Annotated in this window: 16 protein-coding genes; 5 read left to right on the top strand and 11 right to left on the bottom strand. The window is 47.7% G+C overall.

Going from position 1 to position 19,255, the window contains the following annotated elements; translation table 11 throughout:
• Nucleotides 1–125: 125 nt before the first annotated feature.
• From AAGC78_RS06135 to queG, 9 genes are all read right to left on the bottom strand, one after another.
• Complete coding sequence (locus AAGC78_RS06135) at nt 126–3,773, bottom strand: proprotein convertase P-domain-containing protein (protein WP_435783169.1); 3,648 nt, start codon at nt 3,771–3,773, stop codon at nt 126–128.
• Nucleotides 3,774–3,981: 208 nt separating this feature from the next.
• On the bottom strand, nt 3,982–4,197 hold the full coding sequence (locus AAGC78_RS06130; RefSeq protein WP_435783168.1) for a DUF4287 domain-containing protein: 216 nt from the start codon (nt 4,195–4,197) through the stop codon (nt 3,982–3,984).
• Between the two features lie 104 nt (nt 4,198–4,301).
• Nucleotides 4,302–4,700, bottom strand: a complete 399-nt coding sequence (gene fos / locus AAGC78_RS06125) for a fosfomycin resistance glutathione transferase (protein ID WP_435783167.1) — start codon at nt 4,698–4,700, stop codon at nt 4,302–4,304.
• Between the two features lie 19 nt (nt 4,701–4,719).
• Nucleotides 4,720–5,193 carry a L,D-transpeptidase family protein gene (locus AAGC78_RS06120; RefSeq protein WP_435783166.1) on the bottom strand — a complete coding sequence of 158 codons (474 nt, stop codon included), beginning with the start codon at nt 5,191–5,193 and terminating at the stop codon, nt 4,720–4,722.
• A 6-nt stretch (nt 5,194–5,199) separates the two neighbouring features.
• Nucleotides 5,200–5,793, bottom strand: a complete 594-nt coding sequence (locus tag AAGC78_RS06115; RefSeq protein ID WP_435783165.1) for a GNAT family N-acetyltransferase — start codon at nt 5,791–5,793, stop codon at nt 5,200–5,202.
• 170 nt (nt 5,794–5,963) lie between these two features.
• Nucleotides 5,964–6,614 carry a DUF6680 family protein gene (locus AAGC78_RS06110; RefSeq protein WP_435783164.1) on the bottom strand — a complete coding sequence of 217 codons (651 nt, stop codon included), beginning with the start codon at nt 6,612–6,614 and terminating at the stop codon, nt 5,964–5,966.
• Nucleotides 6,615–6,795: 181 nt separating this feature from the next.
• On the bottom strand, nt 6,796–8,250 hold the full coding sequence (gnd, locus tag AAGC78_RS06105) for a decarboxylating NADP(+)-dependent phosphogluconate dehydrogenase (RefSeq protein WP_435783163.1): 1,455 nt from the start codon (nt 8,248–8,250) through the stop codon (nt 6,796–6,798).
• A gap of 306 nt (nt 8,251–8,556) precedes the next feature.
• Entirely contained in the window at nt 8,557–9,042 is a 486-nt protein-coding gene (locus tag AAGC78_RS06100) for a DUF2147 domain-containing protein (RefSeq protein WP_435783162.1), read from the bottom strand.
• 45 nt (nt 9,043–9,087) lie between these two features.
• Entirely contained in the window at nt 9,088–10,194 is a 1,107-nt protein-coding gene (gene queG / locus AAGC78_RS06095; RefSeq protein ID WP_435783161.1) for a tRNA epoxyqueuosine(34) reductase QueG, read from the bottom strand.
• 214 nt (nt 10,195–10,408) lie between these two features.
• Between queG and AAGC78_RS06090 the strand changes: the two genes are divergently transcribed.
• From AAGC78_RS06090 to AAGC78_RS06080, 3 genes are all read left to right on the top strand, one after another.
• Entirely contained in the window at nt 10,409–11,134 is a 726-nt protein-coding gene (locus AAGC78_RS06090; protein WP_435783160.1) for an SIMPL domain-containing protein, read from the top strand.
• Nucleotides 11,135–11,503: 369 nt separating this feature from the next.
• A complete protein-coding gene (locus AAGC78_RS06085; RefSeq protein ID WP_435783159.1) occupies nt 11,504–12,571 on the top strand; it encodes a PEP-CTERM sorting domain-containing protein in 1,068 nt (355 codons plus the stop codon).
• 266 nt (nt 12,572–12,837) lie between these two features.
• Nucleotides 12,838–14,640, top strand: coding sequence for a tetratricopeptide repeat protein (locus AAGC78_RS06080; protein WP_435783158.1), 1,803 nt, complete (start codon nt 12,838–12,840; stop codon nt 14,638–14,640).
• A gap of 85 nt (nt 14,641–14,725) precedes the next feature.
• Here the strand turns inward: AAGC78_RS06080 and AAGC78_RS06075 are convergent, their stop codons facing one another.
• Together AAGC78_RS06075 and AAGC78_RS06070 are read right to left on the bottom strand one after the other, a co-directional pair.
• A complete protein-coding gene (locus AAGC78_RS06075) occupies nt 14,726–15,079 on the bottom strand; it encodes a PilZ domain-containing protein (protein ID WP_435783157.1) in 354 nt (117 codons plus the stop codon).
• 123 nt (nt 15,080–15,202) lie between these two features.
• Complete coding sequence (locus tag AAGC78_RS06070) at nt 15,203–17,026, bottom strand: DUF1631 family protein (protein WP_435783156.1); 1,824 nt, start codon at nt 17,024–17,026, stop codon at nt 15,203–15,205.
• A 215-nt stretch (nt 17,027–17,241) separates the two neighbouring features.
• On the opposite strand from AAGC78_RS06070, the gene AAGC78_RS06065 reads away from it, so the two are divergent.
• Nucleotides 17,242–18,747, top strand: coding sequence for an NAD(P)H-hydrate dehydratase (locus AAGC78_RS06065; protein WP_435783155.1), 1,506 nt, complete (start codon nt 17,242–17,244; stop codon nt 18,745–18,747).
• Nucleotides 18,748–18,774: 27 nt separating this feature from the next.
• Nucleotides 18,775–19,233, top strand: a complete 459-nt coding sequence (tsaE, locus tag AAGC78_RS06060) for a tRNA (adenosine(37)-N6)-threonylcarbamoyltransferase complex ATPase subunit type 1 TsaE (RefSeq protein WP_435783154.1) — start codon at nt 18,775–18,777, stop codon at nt 19,231–19,233.
• Nucleotides 19,234–19,255: the final 22 nt, after the last annotated feature.

The raw sequence follows: 19,255 nt of genomic DNA, 5'->3' as shown, positions 1-19,255 counted from the left end.
GGAGTTGGCAAATTTGCCGATTAAATGACGATAGAGAGGAATTGTTTATCGGGAGAATATTTTTCAAATATAAAGTGCAGCGCAAATTGGATTGGTTGCAATCCAATTTGCGCTTGAGTCACGCGTTAACCGCGTGGTCGTCTGTACAGGTAAATTCCGATCATCAATGCAATTAACCAGAAATTGATACTGCCCCCTCCGCCTCCCGAACCACCAGAATTGTTACTGGCTTTCGACGAACGACTGGAGGAGCTAACTACGGCTACATTGTTCACATTAATCGTGAATGTTTGTTCGTTGGTGAGCCCATAAATATCCGCGACTATCAATTTGTAAGTAAACAGGGTTTTTGTCTCCACCTGTGGAGCAACAAATCGTGGACGTGAAGATTGATCATCTTGGAGCGGATGAGTCGGACCTTCTATTTGGATATAGCTGAAACTTAATGCGTCACCTTCTGGATCAGAACTGCCGGAAGCGTCAATGGTGACACTTTGGCCTTCATTAACCTCGAATGTGGTTTTATTTAAGATTGCCGTTGGAAGCATGTTGATATTGTTTGGTGCGCAATCCAATTCATTCTCGACTTCAAAACCAAACAGTTGAAATTCACCTACATTTCCTGGTTTTGTATCTTTAACTGTTAGCGTCCAGGTGCCATTAGGGTTTTCATTATTCAGTATTGAAAAAGAATCTACGGGTTCCAGATCGGAAGGGAATTTATGATTGACGTAGGTCGGTAAATTATTGTCGGGTTTTACCAATATAATTTCAGTCCCTTTCGGTGATCGCAGCTTGATATCCAAATCCGCTGGGTTTGGATGTTCAAATGAAAGGTGCACTCTTACATTGTTGTCATTAAATAAGGCTCTTCCAACAACTGAAACGGTTTGGGTAATTCCATTGCTGTCGTTATCCGGAATTTCTAACGCCTCATTAAAGGTAGAGAACTGTGTTGTAAAAGCACTACCAACGAGCAGATTGGTCGAGACTTTTTTGCTGACGATACCCGCCGCAGTTGCGTGGCTGTAATTTATATTCACCGGCAGTGTACTGCCGCAGGCTGTTGCGTCCGGAATTAAAAAGCTGAATTGCCCTTTATGTAAGCTAAAAGCATCAAGCGTTGTTATTGGCGTAGATTGTCTGAGGTTTTCAATATCCACTGGCGTATCGAGAGCCACCTCGATAGCTGAAATATTTTCCTGTGAATTATTGCGTAACACATAATCCACCTGCACATTACTATTTTTCCGAAATGACGGTGTTGTTGCAGATGTTGGTACGTATGGAATTGATGCCTGCGAGAGTTGTAGGCTGTCAATATCCAGTGTGACAGGATTCGTGTTAGTGCAATCTGCTTCACTCAGAGTGCTTATGCCCCATGACATCAATAAACCGGCTGCTGCGAAACTCTCCGGTTGCGTTAGTTGGAGTTTCCAGGTTCCGTTTGGATTCTCACCTGCGAGCGGTACAAAGATAGTTTTATAGCCATATTTCCCCGGAACAGTTCCGACAACTTCTGTATCCCAGAACGGAAATCCGGTGATATAAATCCGTGTTCCTGCTGGCGATATTAATGAAAGGTTAGGCATCACAAAGAGCGATATGCGTAGATCCAAATGTAATTCAAAATAATTGGTGTTAATGGGCAGCCCTTCAACTTGCAATTCGCTGATTATTTCCGCATTGACGGTTGCCGGGATTTTTAACACCGGTTTGGTTTGGGTGAGCCTCACTTTGTATTCACCGACTAAATAGGCGTAATCCCTGCTGATATTTTTTATGGTTTTTGTTTCCGGATCTTCATAGTTAAGTCCGGCAGTAAATTTTACCTGGCTGCCACAGGCGATGTCATCGGCAATTTCGGCGTTAAATTTGAGCGGTGTTTGTGAGTCGGCATCCACATCTATTGAGGGGATTTCCGTTGTAATAATTTTTACGCCGGGGGTGTTTGAGCTAACAGTAGGCGTTAGGTTGCTTAATTTTGTTTCGCTGTTGTTGCGTAGATTAAGCGTGATACCTAAGGTAGATCCTGCTATCACTCCTTCATTTCTTGATCCGAATAATTGAGGATCTTCAAATGAAACTGATTCAGGCAGGATTTTCTGTTTGATAAAACTATTGCGAAAAACGGCAGCATGCTCTCCTTGTGGATACATTTGTTTAGCCGTAACGATGATCGCCTTTGCCATTTCCGGCATGGTCATTTCACTGCCCAAACCAAAATGAGCCTCTAATATAATTCTATCAACCTCTTCGCGTGCAACACCTTTTTCAAGCAGGGTGCGCAGTGAAGAATAAAGCGGGGCGGCCCAGAGTTCATCTGACCAATGGTCACCTACTTTTTCGTGTGCGGCATAAGCTTTTCCGGTGATGTAGTTTTTGTCGGTACGGTTCAGCAAGCGACCATCTACCCAGCAAGAATTGAATGCAATCCAGTTACCGTTTCGTTCCGGATAAAAAGTAGCACCGTTGAGTGTGGTTAAACCGTAGGATGCGGCCCAATAATCAGAAAAACCTTCACCCATTGCACCTGTATCACCGCCATACCAATTCGGATTTATTGAAAAATGAATAGCATGGCCATATTCATGAAGAATAACGTCAGCGTCTTCCGCCATTGCGGGGCAGTCCTTGGATGCACCGAAACTGATGGTATTGGTTGTCTGCATATAAAACGCATTGTGGACTCCCATAGCGCCCTGTGCGTCAACCGAAATAGGTGCGAACTGGATTCCTGACTCATCCTTAAATCCAAGTGATTGAATGTAGCGTTGGCTTTGATCGAGATGGAAGTAAGCCATTGCATCAAGGAAAGCCGTTTCATTGCGTTTGGCTCGCCAATTGCCATCGATCGTTGTGCTGGGTGCAGTGAAAGGATCTTCTTTATCCTCGATGGTTACCCAAGGGCCGTTAAGGCTGTACACACCGTTGGTGAGTGCTATATCGCGCAGCGGGCGCTCGACATAAGCTGCATCAAAAGCTTCCAGTGGTGAATTAATGGTGAGTTCAAGATTTTGTAAAGCAGTGATCGGATCAGGATCAAATAGCAGTGCAGTGCCGTTCGCACGCGTGACTTCTTCCGTCGTCTTTTTGCGTAAATTATTTTTTGTGTTTAATGTGGCTAGTGCAGTAGCGTATGTTGATTTGGTTTGTGTTTTGAGTTGCGCGGGATTGATATTGCGCTGGAAGTCTTTCGGCAAATGTGCCGGTGTGTCCAACCTTTCGATAGTCAGGACGTCTCCTGAGTAAGCATCCACTGTGTATTCCCAATCACCGGCTTGTTGATTGGTCGCCAGGTTAATGCGATAGACCAGTTGAGGTGACCCGCCTGTTTCAATATAAACAAGGCGCGTGCGTGGTTTAATGAGGAGCTGGCTGCTGGAAGATTGCAGCTGCCAAATTTTTTCCAGTGCGTCTGCTGCGGATATTTTAGTCGCAGTTGTATTCACTTCTTGAAGTAAATTTTTTGTAGAGTTATGAACGCGAATGACTTGGTCGTTGTTGATATCGACACTGATAATTATTTCGGCGCGATCAACAGCCACGCCCTTAAACATTTGCTGAAAATGATAGTGGCGTGAGCTGAGGCTTGGTTGAATCCGCTTGAGTGATAGTGATTCTGGTGATTCCAGTTGATAGCGATCAGCGTGCGCTGCTAAAAATGCGCGAGCTGAGGCCTCATCGGTTATTTTTGTTTGAGTGAAAAAATCCTGATATGCATCAAGTCTTGATATCGGGGTGGTGGCATTTACATTTGTCGTAAATGTCATACTTAATGCGAGGGTAAAAAGAGAGATAGAACTTATACGAAGGCAACGCGGGAGTACTTGCTGGCTAGACTCCTGAATCCTGCTAAAAAAACTGCTCATTTTTATATTCCTTTTTCCATGTGATGTATAGGTCACGCGCGGTAACTATAGTCACATAATCCTGAGCTAGCAATTGATTCTGTCTGTCCGGATTTCGTCCCTCTATCGGCTATAACTTCTCTTTATCCCGGAAATAAGCAACCAACGCATTCGCATGCCCGTGCCCAATTTCGTGTTCACTCTTAAGCCAATTCACCATCTCCATATGTTTTAAGGCTTTTTGTGCAGAAAGCAGTGTGAACCAGTGTTCCACTGGTTTGCCATATTTGGTTTCGATAGAAGGGAAATAAGATGCGGGGCCTTTTACTTTTTCGGTGCTGGACATGGCAATCTCCAAATTATTAATCGGATTTCTCCTGCGCTGTAGCAGGTTTCGTTATTAGTCGGTTGAGCTAAAGATAATTCGACAGTTGGAGTTAACTATTTTTCTCAAAACCACATCAAGCCTTTGTAAGGTTTTTCCTTTAACGACTCCAATCGACTCTGCAAATTTCCGCAATGGATTTCCAGTTTATGCCCGTCGGGATCAAGGAAATACAATGAGTCACCCTCGCTGGTATTTTGCTTCCATTCAATAACCTTCGTCGCGCGCAAACGCGTTGCGATTGCGTCAAAGTTATTTGCATCGCAGCTTAACGCTATATGCGAATAGTCCTGGCTGGGCTTGGCCGCATCCAGAGATAAGCAAAGCCATAATTCACCCAAGCTTAAATAGGCTCCAGAATCCCAACGCACTTGTGGCCGAAACTCTAAAATTTCGTTGTAAAACTTAAAAGAGGTGTCTAGATCGGTGATGGCAATGGTGATGTGATTGAGTCCGGTTAGCATTTACTATTCTCGCGTGTGATTACCATTCGATCTGAATTTTTGTTCCCACAGCAACTAAACTCATAAATTCATCCATCTCCTTATTAGTAAGCGCGATACAGCCATCAGTCCAATTGAATTTTTGATTCATGCTTGAACTCCAGCCAAGGCCATTGGGTTGTCCGTGAATCATAATGAAACCACCCGGTGATACACCGCGCTTTTTCGCGCTTTCGACATCCTGTTTGTTGGGATACGAGATATGCATTGATCGATAATAAGCGGAGTCTTCTTTTTTATAATCGAGCGTGTAAGTGCCTTCTGGTGTGCGTTTATCACCTTCCTGCTGCTTATGTCCTTTCGGGTTGGCTCCAAGGGCGATGTGGTATTCCTTAATAATGCTTTCCCCATCCATCAAATACATTTTATTTGCAGATTTGTCGACTTTAACTAAATCCACCTTGGCGAAAACAATTGCTGGGATCAATACGACCAGAAGTAATAGTGCTTTCATGGAAAATTATCGACTCATTTTGTATTCAAGGTTTTTCTTAACTGTCGGCCATTCCTGATCAATGATCGAAAATACCACCGTATCCCGATAAATACCTTCTGCATTTTTTTGATGGTTGCGCAAAACACCGTCCTGCTTTGCTCCCAATCGTGCAATCGCCGTACGCGATGCCTGATTGTGCCAGTGGGTGCGGAATTCGACGGCAATTGAGTTGAGCGTTTCAAATGCATGAGCGAGCAACAGGTATTTGCACTCCGTATTTACGCCGGTTCTTTGATAGGACTTGGCATACCAGGTATAACCAATTTCTAACCGCTGATTCAGATTATCGGCATTGCAATAACGGGTTGTACCTATAATCTTTTGCGTGTCGTTATCGACAACAGCAAAAAGCAAAGCTGAACCAGCGTCCTGATCGTTGAACGCTTTATCAAGATAAGCTTCGATTGCTTTGTTATTGGGAACTGACGTATACCAAAGCTTCCATAGTTCGCCGTCGCTGGATGCTGCAAGTAATGCATCAGTGTGCTCACGCTTTAGTGGAATCAGCGTAATGATTTTTCCGGTCAAGGTTGTTTCGTAAAGCCAGCGGTTGTTCATGATATTCCTTCAGGTTTATCAGCTTGTGTAGTGGCCGTGAGGTGTTAACATCCAAATGAATGTGAACCCGAAAATGGTGAGCCTTATGCAAATTTTTATTTGCTTTCAAATTAAAATACCAACTGTCTGAAATGGTTGGTGTTGGGGACCATCCACCTCAACTCATTGATTTATTCATCTATATTATTTTCTTTATTAATAGATATAGAAACTGAACGTTTCCCCTCAAAATGTTCTTTCATTAGTACATGCAGTTCTTTTTGTGTCTCAAGGGCTTCATTGTCAGAAGGTAAGCTTAAAATTGAAATAGGTACAGTGTCCTTTTGCGATAGAATAGCTACAGTTTTTCTTCTTATAAAGTTTTCCTCATTTTCCTTGTCCACGTGCGCTTGAGGTACATATCCTGCTTTTTTAATATGAACTTTATCAAATTCAAACCCCAAGGACTCTCCCATTTCATATAGCAAGTCTGAGAGTTGATCGTTTCTTTTTTCTATCCATATTTTTTGTAAGTTTTCATCATCGGGGAAGGAGCTTAAATGATCCAAATATGTCTTCCAGGCGTTGATCACTTTGCTATATTTTTTATCGTTAAATTCAAGTCCCACCATATTTAAGGCGGATACGTGCTGGACAGCCAGGGTGGAAGCTCTTGTTGTCATTAGGTCTCGAAAAACCTTGATTTTTCTTTCTTTATTTTCCTTTCTGGAATCTATGAATTTTTGAATTTGTACCGCTAGGATTGGCCCTAAAATAACCGCAAACATCATTAGCCAGTCACTGATAGTAATAGCTGTGTTGACCACTTCTTTTGATTCCATGAGATCATTTCCTGATGTTTATAGAGTGAGAATGTTCTAATCCATTATTGATTTAATTAATCCATCAAAGCAAAAAATAATTTGAATGTTGAGTTTCGTCAATAGTCCTTACTGGCAGTAAGCAAAAAGCCGGATCATTTCTGATCCGGCTTTTCGTTTTTCTTACATCGCGTTTAAAAACTTAAACGTTGTAAGTGCTCGATGCTGTATTGCCGCCGCGACCAGTCCAGTTGGTGTGGAAGAATTCACCGCGTGGTTTGTCGGTGCGCTCGTAGGTGTGCGCGCCGAAGTAGTCGCGCTGTGCTTGCAGCAGGTTTGCTGGCAAGCGGGCAGTGCGGTAGCCGTCGAAGTAGGTCAGAGCTGAGGTGATTGTTGGAGCGGGGATGCCGTTCACAATCGCCGCTGCAGCAACACGACGCCAGCCAGCTTGGGCTGCATCAACGGTTTTAGCGAAGTAATCATCCAGCAGCAGGTTTTTCAATTCGCCATTCTTGTCGAATGCTTCTTTGATGTTGCCGAGGAATGATGAGCGAATGATACAACCGCCGCGCCACATTAATGCGATGCCGCCGTAGTTCAAGTGCCAGCCGTATTCTTTCGCGGCTTCACGCATCAGCAAATAACCTTGTGCGTAAGAAATAATTTTTGAGGCGAATACTGCGTTGCGCAGGTCATCGATAAAGGCTTTTTTGTCGCCAGTGAAATTCACAGCTGGGCCTTTAATGACTTTTGCTGCTTCAACACGTTCCGCTTTTTGCGATGACAAGCAGCGTGCGAATACGGCTTCAGAAATCAGGGTGAGAGGTACGCCCAAATCCAATGCGATTACACCAGTCCACTTACCGGTACCTTTTTGGCCTGCGGTGTCGAGGATTTTCTCAACCAGTGGTTCGCCATCGGTATCTTTGTACGCGAGGATGTCGCGGGTGATTTCGATCAGGTATGAATCGAGTTCGCCTTTGTTCCACTCAGCGAATACTTCGTGCATTTCGTCTGCAGTCAGGCCAACAACTTCTTTGAGCAATTGATAGGCTTCGCAAATTAATTGCATATCGCCGTATTCGATACCGTTGTGAACCATTTTTACAAAGTGGCCAGCGCCGTTCTCGCCAACCCAATCACAGCAAGGGCTGCCATCATCAACTTTGGCAGAAATGTCTTGGAAAATATCCTTCACGTATGGCCATGCTTCTGGTGAACCGCCGGGCATGATCGATGGGCCAGTCAATGCGCCTTCTTCACCACCGGAAACGCCGGTGCCGATAAAGCGTAGACCTTTGCTCGCCAAGTACGCGGTGCGACGGTCGGTATCGGGGAAGTGGGTGTTGCCGCCGTCGATGATGATGTCGCCAGCTTCAAGATGGGGAATGAGTTGCTCGATAAAATCGTCTACTGCCTTACCGGCTTTTACCATCAGCATAATTTTGCGTGGCTTGGCGAGTGACTGCACCAGTTCTTCAATGGAGCGCGCGCCGCGAATGGTTTTACCTTTGGCACGGCCTTCGATAAATGCGTCTACTTTTTCTACAGAGCGGTTGTAAGCGGTAACTGTATAGCCCTTGCTAGCCATGTTCAGGATGAGGTTTTCGCCCATCACGGCCAAGCCAACCAAGCCTATATCGGAAAGTGGTTTCATAGTAGTAATAGCCTATCGTTGTGGTTGATGTCCTGATCCGCAGGAACAATTCAACAGGACAGTTCCGGTCGCCAATGTCACCCGAATGCTGACCTGAAAACTCCAGGGAGCAGTGATTGACCGATTCTATGTAACGGCGCTGCTCTTATGGCTGCGCTCTTGAAGGGGTGCGTATTATTCCTGTTTGTGGCGCAAAAAAACAGACAAGACAGGAAAAGTTATCGCTATTTTGATGATTGTTTATGGCAATCGGGGAGTGTGGTCAGCAAAAGTCCGGCGAGTACCGGACTTTGTATCAGAGGGATGTCACTTTTGGCGATTCCAGGTCTGGGAGCGGCCGACCAGTGAAAAGCCAATATAGCCGCGCACGACCAACTTTTGCCCATTCTCTTCCAAGCGCATTTTGCACTTGTAGGTTTTGCCGCTCTCCGGATCGAGGATGGTGCCGCCGCTCCATTCATCGTCGTCTTTTTTCAGGCCGGAAATAAACGTCATGCCGCGGATCAGTTGGTGTTTTTGATCACCTTTGCACGCGGTACAGCGGCGCTCCGGGTTTGCATCTGGCCCCAAACCTTTAACGATTTTCCCGCTCAAGACTCCGTTGCTGTCTTCGGTGATTTCCACCAGGGATTTGGGTTGGCCGGTTTTATCGTCGATGGTTTCCCATTTTCCAACAGGTGTATCAGCGGCCAGTGCGGCGGTTGCGTGCAGCAAGCCCGCAATAACCAGTGTCGATCCAATCAACAGTTGTTTAAATATGCGACTCAGGGCGATGTGTTTGGTGGCTTTCATAATGACTCCCTTGTGTACCAAAAGACTCGTCTATGGAGTGTAGCCCTATTCGGCGCGCAGCTTGCGTTTGCGCCGACGTGCGGGATTCATTTGTTGGAGCAGCGCCCAGTCAATATGTTCCTGTACTAACGCCGACACTATTGGTCTTTTTGCTGTGAGCGCCTCGATAATGCCAGCATCACTTGGCGCATTTCCTAACCCCACAGCCAGATTTCGCTGCCATCCTTCATAGCCGATGCGGCGAATCGCCGAGCCTTCGGTGCGGCTTAAAAACTCTTCTTCGCTCCAGTTAAACAGTGATACCAGATCGCTATCAGCCAAGCCGTGGCGCGGTAAAAAATCGGTCTCATTGGTGAATTGCGCGTATTTATTCCAGGGGCAAATGGCTTGGCAGTCATCGCAGCCGAATACGCGATTGCCAATAGGATCGCGGAACTCTTCGGGAATGCTGCCTTTGTTTTCAATGGTCAGGTAAGAGATACAGCGGCGCGCGTCCAATTCGTAAGGGCGTGGGAAGGCATCGGTGGGGCAGACTTTTAAGCAGGCGGTGCATTCGCCGCATTGATTGGGTTGTTCGGGCTTCTCGACCGGTAGCGGGACAAACGTGAAAATCTCGCCCAGAAAAAACCAGCTGCCGACTTCGCTATTGATAATCAGCGTGTGTTTTCCCGTCCAGCCCAATCCGGCTTTTTCCGCGAGCGGGCGCTCCATTACCGGTGCGCTATCAACAAACGCGCGATTCTGGCCTTTGAGGGGATAATCTTCCGGCAATGCATCGTCGATTTTTTGCGCGAGCTGGCTCAGGCGTTTGCGGATTAACTTGTGATAATCGCGCCCCAGCGCATAGCGGGAAATGTAGGCTTTAGTGGGATCTTTCAGGATTTTGATTTGTTGGGTATCGCCCGGTAAATAATTCATCCGCACCGAAATCACCCGCACTGTACCGGGCAGTAATTCCGCTGGACGCGAGCGTTTGTTGCCGTGGGCGGCGAGCCATTCCATGCTGCCGTGATAGCCTTTTGCCAGCCATTCTTTGAGGCGAATTTCTGCATCGCCCAGCTCAATATCGGTAATTCCCAACTGCTGAAAACCCAGTTCGCGGCCCCAGCGTTTGATATCGCTGGCAAGTTGATGCAGGTCGGGCTGGGTCATAGGGTATCGATAGCGGACGAATGAAAGCGTTATTTTGCCTGAAATTGCTACCACTTACATGAACGGCATGATGGACAGCGCACTGATCGCTCGCACAGCTTCGGGCATGATCATTTTTTCATCGCGCGACCTATTACATTTTTAAACATTTGATTTTGTTGATGTTCAGACTTCGCCGCTATAGTGAACATGACATTTTAAACGGAGTATTTGTATGAAATTCTTGATCCCCGCTGTTGCATCCCTGTTGCTGAGCATTCCCGTATTTGCGACCCCTCTGCCTGCGCAGCCCCACGTTTATGTAGAAGGTTCGGCCGAGATTGAAGTTGAGCCGGACATGATGACTTTTACGCTCAGCATCCAGACCGTCGATATCGACCTCGCTAAAGCCAAAGCCGATGTAGACAGACGCTCGCGTTTATTAATTGATGCCAGCAAAAAATTCGGCATCAAAGCCAATGACATCGCAACAACCGCATTAAATATTCGCCCGGAATATGAGTACAAAGACAACCAACGCGTATTGACCGGCAACAATGTTTCCCGCCAAGTCGATATCAAATTGCGCGATTTGAAAAAATATCCCGAGATGATGAAAGCGCTGGTCGACGCAAAAATTTCCGAAACCATTAATACCAATCTGACAGTCGCTGATAAAAAAGCCGTGGAAGAAAAAGTGCAAACCGCCGCGATGGAAGATGCCAAAGCCCGCGCTGGCCGTTTGGCTAAATCGCAAGGGCAATCACTGGGCGCACCCTGGTCGATTTCTGAATTTAACAATCGCGGCAACGAGCGTTGGGAATTGACCCCGAATCGCAACTTGATGGGAAGTTCTGCAAAAGAAGTTGGCGCTATGCGTATGGCTGATTCTTCTGAGCCATTTGAGCCTGGTGTGATGAAAATTACAGCGCAGGTGTATGTGGTTTATCTACTGAAGTAATTTATTGAGTTCGCACCAGATAAAAATGCGGCGCAAAAAAATTGCGACGCATTTTTATTTTTTTAAATCAATTCTCCGCGTACTGTTATCAAAATCACGATGTTTTAGCTAAAACTTGTCGAGGATATTTACAAGGAAAAAGCTATTACGTGCCATTACAATCTCCTTTCTTATTGAAATTAAACATATTTCTGCTTCTGGCTCAGCCTTTGCTAAGTGCTACGTGCTGTATATCACTTAAGGATAATTGATCGAGTACTCATTGTGAGCACCTTTCAATCAGATGTGCAGTAAATCACACATAGGGCGGACATTTATCTCGTTGTGCCTAAACCAATCATTTGTTTTTTTGATGAAGGATCTGATGCCATGAATCTATTTAAAAAACTCGCACTGTCTGCTGCGCTGGTACTGCCAGTGTATGCAAATGCAGACACAATCTCTCCCGAAACTTACGCCGCAACTTTGGCTGTAGGTGAAAGTGTAACTATCACTAAAACTGTAACCATCGAGCAAACTGTATCTAGCGGTGTACTTGATATCGTATTCCTGATTGATACTTCTGGCAGTATGGGGAGCGTTATTGATGCTGCTAAAGCAGCGGCAACTAATTTGTTGGCCGGCTTGTCTGGTTTCGGTAATTTAGCCACTGGTACTGGTTATTACAGCGAGCCAGGTTCAGGTTTGAATACTGACTTGACTACCGATGCTGTTGCTGGTGTTGACGCAATTAATGCGATCAATTTGTATGATGGTGGCGATGGTGGTGATTTCCCTGAAGAAGGTATCCATGCTGTTCAATTAGCTGCTGAAAATACCTCTTGGAGACCGGGCTCATCTCGTTTCGTGATCGCATTGGGCGATGCAACCTTTAAGGAGTCTGATGGTTCAACTGTGGCGAGTGCGCAAGCTGCTTTAGCTGCTAACGGCGTAACTTTTATTGGTATTGATTTTGGCAACATGACTTATCAATGGGATGGCATTGATCCAACTGCTTTGGCTACAGGCTCTGGCGGTTCTATTGTTTCCAGTTCAGCAAATCCTGATGCGCTGATCGCTTCAATCTTGGCTGGTGTTGAAGATTCATTTGCAACTTACAACAAAGTATCTGTTGATGATCTGGGCGCTGGTTTGCCTGGTGTGGATGTTGCTGTTGAATGTTTGACTGCTGATGTTGGTTCTTGCGTAGGCGATAGCGCTGTTGGTAGTTTTGATCGCAGCATTTCACGTACCTTTACTTTTGCTGTGACCTTTACTGGTAAGGAAGCAGGTACTCACGACTTCCTCACTCACGGTTTGGTTGGCGGCAGTATTGTTGCTAGTGAGAAAGATGTTATTACGGTGACTGGTGTCTCTGTTCCTGAGCCAAGCAGCATGCTGTTGTTGGGTGTTGGTTTGCTCGGATTGGGTTTAACCCGTCGTCGTCTTAAGGCTTAATATTGCCTTGATGGAAAAGCGGCCTTATGGCCGCTTTTTTTGCTTTTTGGATGATAAAAATTCAGTGAAATAAATGCTGTTTATCTGCTTAAGAAAAAGACTTGTCGCGATTTCTGGTCGGTATATGATGGCAACGAAGGACTGATGCACACGTCCGTTTACATAACATTGATCAAACAAAGGAGTTGGCTGTGGCTGCCCTAGAATTAACTTTTCGCCTGTTTAAGGCATATCGGCTGACAAATAAATTGTTATGCAAACTAACGATGAGTTTTTGGTTATTAGTTGGTGCAACGTTTACTCATGCGGCTTTATTTACACTCGAACCAACATCGGCGTTCACCGATCAAGGTTCCTCTCCTGTTCCCAGTATCGAATTAAAAGGCCGCGTCGGATCAGAAGCTTTTACTAACCTCACTGTTGATCCTGGCAAAGCTGGTTTGGATAAATTAGGTCAGGTTGCACGTGATGCCATTAAAAAATATCCCAAGTCTGGCTTGGCTCACGAAGTATTAGGAACTGCTTTATTTTATTCTCAGGATCTTCATTCAGCACTAATTGAATTTAAACAAGCTACTCAATTGGAGCCAGAGCAGGATGGTCCTTGGACCAAGCTCGGTATAGTTCAGATGGAGTTGGGGCAAGTAGATGCTGCTGAAACCTCGTTATTGCAGGCGCTAAAAATTAAACCCTTGAACCGTGTAGCAAACCAGCGCTTGGGGCTTTTGTATGAATATCAGAAAAAAAATTCCCAAGCTGTTCTGTACCTAAAGAAAGGTTTAATTGGTACAAACAAAGATTATTTAGGGGTGACTCCAAATCTTGCGCAATTATTAAATAAACAAAAGAACTTTGTTGAAGCTATTGAGTATTTGGCTCCAAAGTTACCCTTAACATCCACTGATGCAAGTGTGCAGGGTATATTGGCGACATCCTATTTAGGTGCAGGTCAATATGCAGATGCAATCCAGCGATTTGCTCGTGCATCTGAGTTGCAACCAGAATCGCGAGAATATTTGTTGGGCTTGGCAGTGAGTCAGCGCAAAAACCAACAATTAGAAACGGCAGCAGCTACGCTGAAAGTATTGCTAGGCAAATATCCTGATTGGGGCCCGGTTTATATGGAGCAAGGTGATTCTGCTTTGGCTGCTGGCAAACTTTCTGAAGCAGAGTCTGCATTTGCTACCGCAGTTAAGATGGGCGCTCGTCAGTCGTCGATTGATTACAAATTTGCTAATTATTATGTGGAAAAAAAGCAACCAAAAGAGGCAATCAAACGGTTGAAGGCGAGTGTTGCCCAAGGTCATGCGCAGCCAAGAACTTACACTATGTTGGCCGAATTGGAGCGTTCGCAAAATAATCTGGATGCAGCGCTCGCTACTTTGCAATCGGGTGCGAAACAATTTCCTAATAATGGTTTGTTGCAATTCCGACTGGCAAGTGAGCTAGCTGCATTGCGACGCTACGAAGAGTCCCTGCCTTATTTTGATAAAGCGAATCAACTGCGACCACAGAATCCGGACATTTTGCGTGCTTATAGCTTGGTGCAAAGTAAATTAGGTAAAACTGGAGCAGCTGCGGCAACGGCGAAACAATTGTATTTAGCACGGGGAGAGCAAACAGCAGAAGCGTTGTTTTATGCCACTCTATTGCAGCAAGATAAACAGCTTTCTCAAGCAGAGGCGATTTACAAAAAAATCCTTACAGTTGAGCCGGAAAATGCTGTTGCGCTAAATAACATGGCCACGCTTTTGGCTGAACAGGGAAAGTTGGATGAAGCTGAAAAAAGTGCACGCAAAGTTAACCAGTTAAATCCAGGTAATCCCCAGTTACTGGACACGTTGGGGTGGATTTTGTATCAGCAGAAACGCTACAGCGAAGCCTCTGAGCTATTCGTTCGTGCCGCTAAACTTGCCCCCTCGTCAGCGGTTATTCACTATCATGCAGGTGTTGTTCATGATGCCGCGGGTAAAGCCAGTGCCGCTAAAACGTTTTTGGAGAAGGCGCTAGCGTTGGATTCCAAAGGTCAATGGACAGGTGATGCACAGCAGCGCTTGAAAAAACTTTAAATATCCTCTTCTGGTTTCAGCTCGCGTGCTTTATGCCAGCGAGCTGGCCTCTTTTGTTTAATTGATGTGTCTCTGCGGGGTCGCATTAGCCCGAGCAAATCTGCGCAATAAACTCTTTCCACTGCACAATGTCGGTTCCATCGGAATCGAACAGGCTTAGGCCGATGAGGTAATCGCCTTCGCTTTCATGTGGGCGGCACCATTTGACTTCGGTGACCAGCAAAAATTGGCGATCATTTTGCGCGTCGCGCACGCAGCAGCGCAGGATGATGTTGGTGTCTATGGTTTCATTGGCGATGACGCGCATGCCGTTGGCGGAAATATCCAGACTTTTACTAACCACCAAAATGGGCTCGCCATTGGCAGATGAGCCGAGTTCGATGATTACCGTCAGCTGGTTATCAAGCCGGTACTCCTGGCGTTGATCATTACTATTCATAAGTGTTCTTCCCATCGCAATGGTCGCCCGTCTTTTATTATCGTTAAGGTGCTTTGAAGCTTATTATTGTTGGCGGCAAAATGCCTATTACCACTACTTACGTCCTGCCGGAAGCTCAGGTTTTTAAGAGACATCGCGGCGTAGCCCGCGGATGACTTTGGCCAATTGGTCTTCAAAGTTATCGCCGTTGCGCAGGATTTTTATCTGATCCTCAACCATTAATGTGATCAGTTGCTCGCGTGTATATTCGGCCAGTTTGCGGCCGAATTGATCGGCAAAAATATACTTCCCAGTCGAGTTGATAATCACCGATAACTTTGCACGCAGCTTTTCTTCAGCGTTGGTTTCGCTGCTGATTTCCAGCCAGGCGCCCACTTGTAATTCGCTGATACTTTGCGCCGCTTGCTGTTGTTTTGCAATGATTTCGGCGACTTGGTTGGCCTCTTGTTCGATACGTAAACGCTCGGCTTCAGCGGCTTGTTCGGCTTCGATCCGTATTTTTTCGTGCGCCAGCGCACGCGCTTCCATCATTGCTTTGCGCGCAGCGGCACGGCGTGCTTCCAACTGTTCTTGCAGGCGTACCTGCTCGGCGGCGCGCTCGCGTTCGGCTGCTTCGGCGGCGGCTTGTTGTTGGGCGATAATCGCGCGCACCACTTCTTCGGCTTTGTTTTTTTGTAGCAATAACTGTGCTTGAACACTGCGATTTCCGCGTTCGATGAGCGCGCTCAAGTTATTGTTGATCACTTCGTCGAATTCTTGGCTGGGCAGCGGGCGGGCAATTCCGGTAGATAAACAGAGCGCGAGATCCTTGGCGTTTTTGTTCATCACTTTGCGCCCGGTGTGGTCGACAAACAGGAATTGGTCCAGCTCCGGATTTTTTAGCACGAGTTTGCAGCGGATATTATCGACACCTGCGTCGCTGGCTTTGCCATCAAAAATAATCCAGTCACCGGGTTGGATGCTTTCAGTTTGCTGCAAGAGCGCACGCGGTACGCGCATATTTGCATCGCTGGATTCGTTGGTCGTGGCGATTGCCGCGAATAATGTGCAGTCCATGGGCTGTTTTTGGATGGCACTCATCAAGCTGTGATTTAACTGCTCGACTAACTGGCTGTAGGCCTGGGCATTGCTGGTGGGGTGTTGCAGGCTGCGCTCCAGCTCGGCGAGCACTAGCGGGATCTGGTCGTAGAGCAACTGGTCATCAACCTCAATGCCCTCGCCGGAAAATAATTGGCCGATGGCGGGCAACAAGCGCTGCCAGCTTTTCCACAGCGGCAGTTGCGGTAAATCAGCAGGATCAGTATTAAACGCCCAGTACTGCAATTCACTTTTCAGTGTGCCGGCGATGGCGCTATGCAGTTCAGTCGGAAGCGGGCGCTGGGCGAGATTGTGATTAATAGAATCGGTCACGCGGGTTTCAGCGCTGGTGAGCTTCAGGTTCGCCAGCTCGGTTTCGCACAGGCGTGCTTCAAGCATGGCGGCGCGTTTGTCTTCGGTGGCGAGCCAATTAGTAAACTCATCCAGATGTTGCTGCATGCTGGCGGCAGGCACGGTTTGGTCGTTGTTGGACCAGTAGTAAAGAATGAATGCAACCAGCTCGCTCAGTTTGTCATACAGCTGTTGATTGGGGCGCGAATCGCGCGGGCACCAGCGGCTGGCGGGCAGGGTGATGGTGTTGAAAAAAGCGCGCAGTGGATGATCGGGCGAACAGTAAAATTCATCGTCATTGGCAATCTGCGTCAGCGCCACAGGCATGACTTTATCCAGCAACGATTGCAGGCGTGCATCCCAGGGATTTGCTTGTACAAAGTGATTTAACAGTTCAGTGGCGAGTTGCTGGCGCAGGGCAGTGGGGTCGGCAACCTCGGTGGCAGCGATACTGGCAAAAACTTCGCTGAGTTGCAGCGAGTCGCCGTTGGTGATGGCTTGCAGGGTAAATTCAGACATGCGTTTCCGTTACAGCTTATGGAATCAATCAACAGAGGTTTTGCTCAATATAGCCAACTTGGTCGGGCATTGCTGCCTTTAATCTGGTTCCATGTGATTAAGTCGGCATCCAGATCAAATTTCTGGCCTTGTCATGCAACTGCAACGAGCCTCACCTCACCACGGCAACTTGCGTATAATCGCGCCTCATTCTTGCCCGCTATTGGTTGCATCCCATGAAAATTACCGCCCAGTCTCCATTCCTTTATACCGCCAGCGAAGTGTACGCGCTGGATGACGCCGCTATCGCCGCTGGTATTCCCTCGATCCAATTGATGAAGCGCGCCGGACGCGCGGCCTTCGATTTGCTGGTTGAGCGTTTTCCCGCCCCAGAGCTGATTAGCGTTTATTGCGGTGCGGGCAAAAACGGCGGCGATGGTTATGTGTTGGCGGCGCTGGCGGCGCAGCGGATATTGCCGGTGCAAGTGATCCAATTAACCGCGCCGGAAAAACTGACTGGCGAAGCGCGTCAGGCCTATGATTTTGCGTTGCAGGAAGGCGTGAAAATTACTCCGTTTGCCCAAGCGACAGCACCGGCGAGCGGCGTAATTGTGGATGGCTTGCTAGGCATTGGCCTGCGCGGTGCGCCTGCGGGCGAGTTCGCCGCGGCGATTGAACAAATCAACCGCAGCCAATTGCCGGTGTTAGCACTGGATATTCCCTCCGGTCTGAATGCCGATACTGGTGCGGTTCCCGGTGTGGTAGTGCAAGCGCAATTGACTATTCCCTATATCGCGCTCAAGCGCGGTTTGCTTACTGGGCGCGGCCCTGCGGTAGCGGGTGAGTTAGTCCTTGCTAATCTGGATATCCCTGAAAATACTTACGATATTATTTCCCCTGGCTCCGAACGTCTGTCATTAAACGAACTTTTGCCGCTGCTTGCCCCGCGCGCTGCCGACGCCCACAAAGGTGATTTCGGCCATGTGATGGTGATTGGTGGCGATACCGGATATGGCGGTGCGGCCTTGATGGCTGCCGAAGCTGCCGCGCGTACCGGCGCCGGATTGGTGAGCATCGCCACGCGCCCGGAACATATCCCGGCGATACTCGCTCGTCGCCCTGAAATTATGGCCTGCGGGGTTGTCTCTGGTCAGGAGTTGGAGCCGCTGCTCGCTCGTCCGACTTTATTGGTAGTTGGCCCTGGCCTCGGCCGCTCGCCTTGGTCGGAGCAGATGTTACAGCAGGCAGTGAAAAGCGGTCTGCCATTAGTGTTGGATGCCGATGCGCTCAATATTCTGGCCGAAGGCCGAGTTGTTCCTGCCGGAGCTAAACGCGGCACCCCGAATAGTCCGTGGATACTGACTCCCCATCCGGCCGAAGCGGCGCGTTTGCTCGGCATCACCACTGCCGAGGTACAGGCTGATCGCTTTGCGGCAGTACAGGCGATCAGCGAGCGCTACAGCGCCAGTGTAATCCTCAAAGGTGCGGGTAGTTTGGTTGCATCAACAGAAGGGCTGATTGGTGTAGTGACTGATGGTAATCCCGGTATGGCGACTGGCGGCATGGGCGATGTGCTTTCCGGTATTCTCGGTGGTCTGGTCGCGCAGGGTTTGAGTGCACGTGACGGTGCGCGCCTCGGGGCAGTAATCCACGCCTGTGCGGCGGATTTGGCGGCGGAAGATCACGGCCAGCGCAGTTTGCTGGCAACCGATTTAATCCCTTATCTCGGTCAGTTGCTCTAACTGGCCGCGCGTTTTCCGGAATTATTCATGCCTATTTATCTGGCCAATAACGAAACTGAAATGGTCGCCCTGGGCGAGCGATTGGGGCGTGCATTTACGCAGCATCCCGGTGCGCTGAGCGTACATTTGCTGGGCGACCTGGGCGCAGGCAAAACCACTCTTACGCGCGGAATCCTGCGCGCCTTTGGTCACGACGGAGCGGTAAAAAGCCCGACCTATACCTTGGTCGAAGCCTATGAATTTCCCGCGCGTACTGTCTACCACTTTGACCTTTACCGTTTGGGTGATCCGGAAGAGCTGGAGTACATGGGCATCCGCGATTATTTTGCCGATCACAATCTCTGCCTGATCGAATGGCCTGCACGTGGCGATGGGGTATTGCCGGTGTCGGATCTGGTTATCGCCATCAGTGTGTCTGGTGACGGACGCCGTCTTGAACTTCAGGCTAACTCCAGTGTTATCGCCGCTTTGCTGCCATCGACCTGATTGGTGAAAATCCCATTCATGC

Source organism: Cellvibrio sp., assembly GCF_039207905.1.
Taxonomy (GTDB): Bacteria; Pseudomonadota; Gammaproteobacteria; order Pseudomonadales; family Cellvibrionaceae; genus Cellvibrio.
Note: the sequence above shows the minus strand (reverse complement) of the source record. Positions and strands in the feature narration are given on the sequence as shown.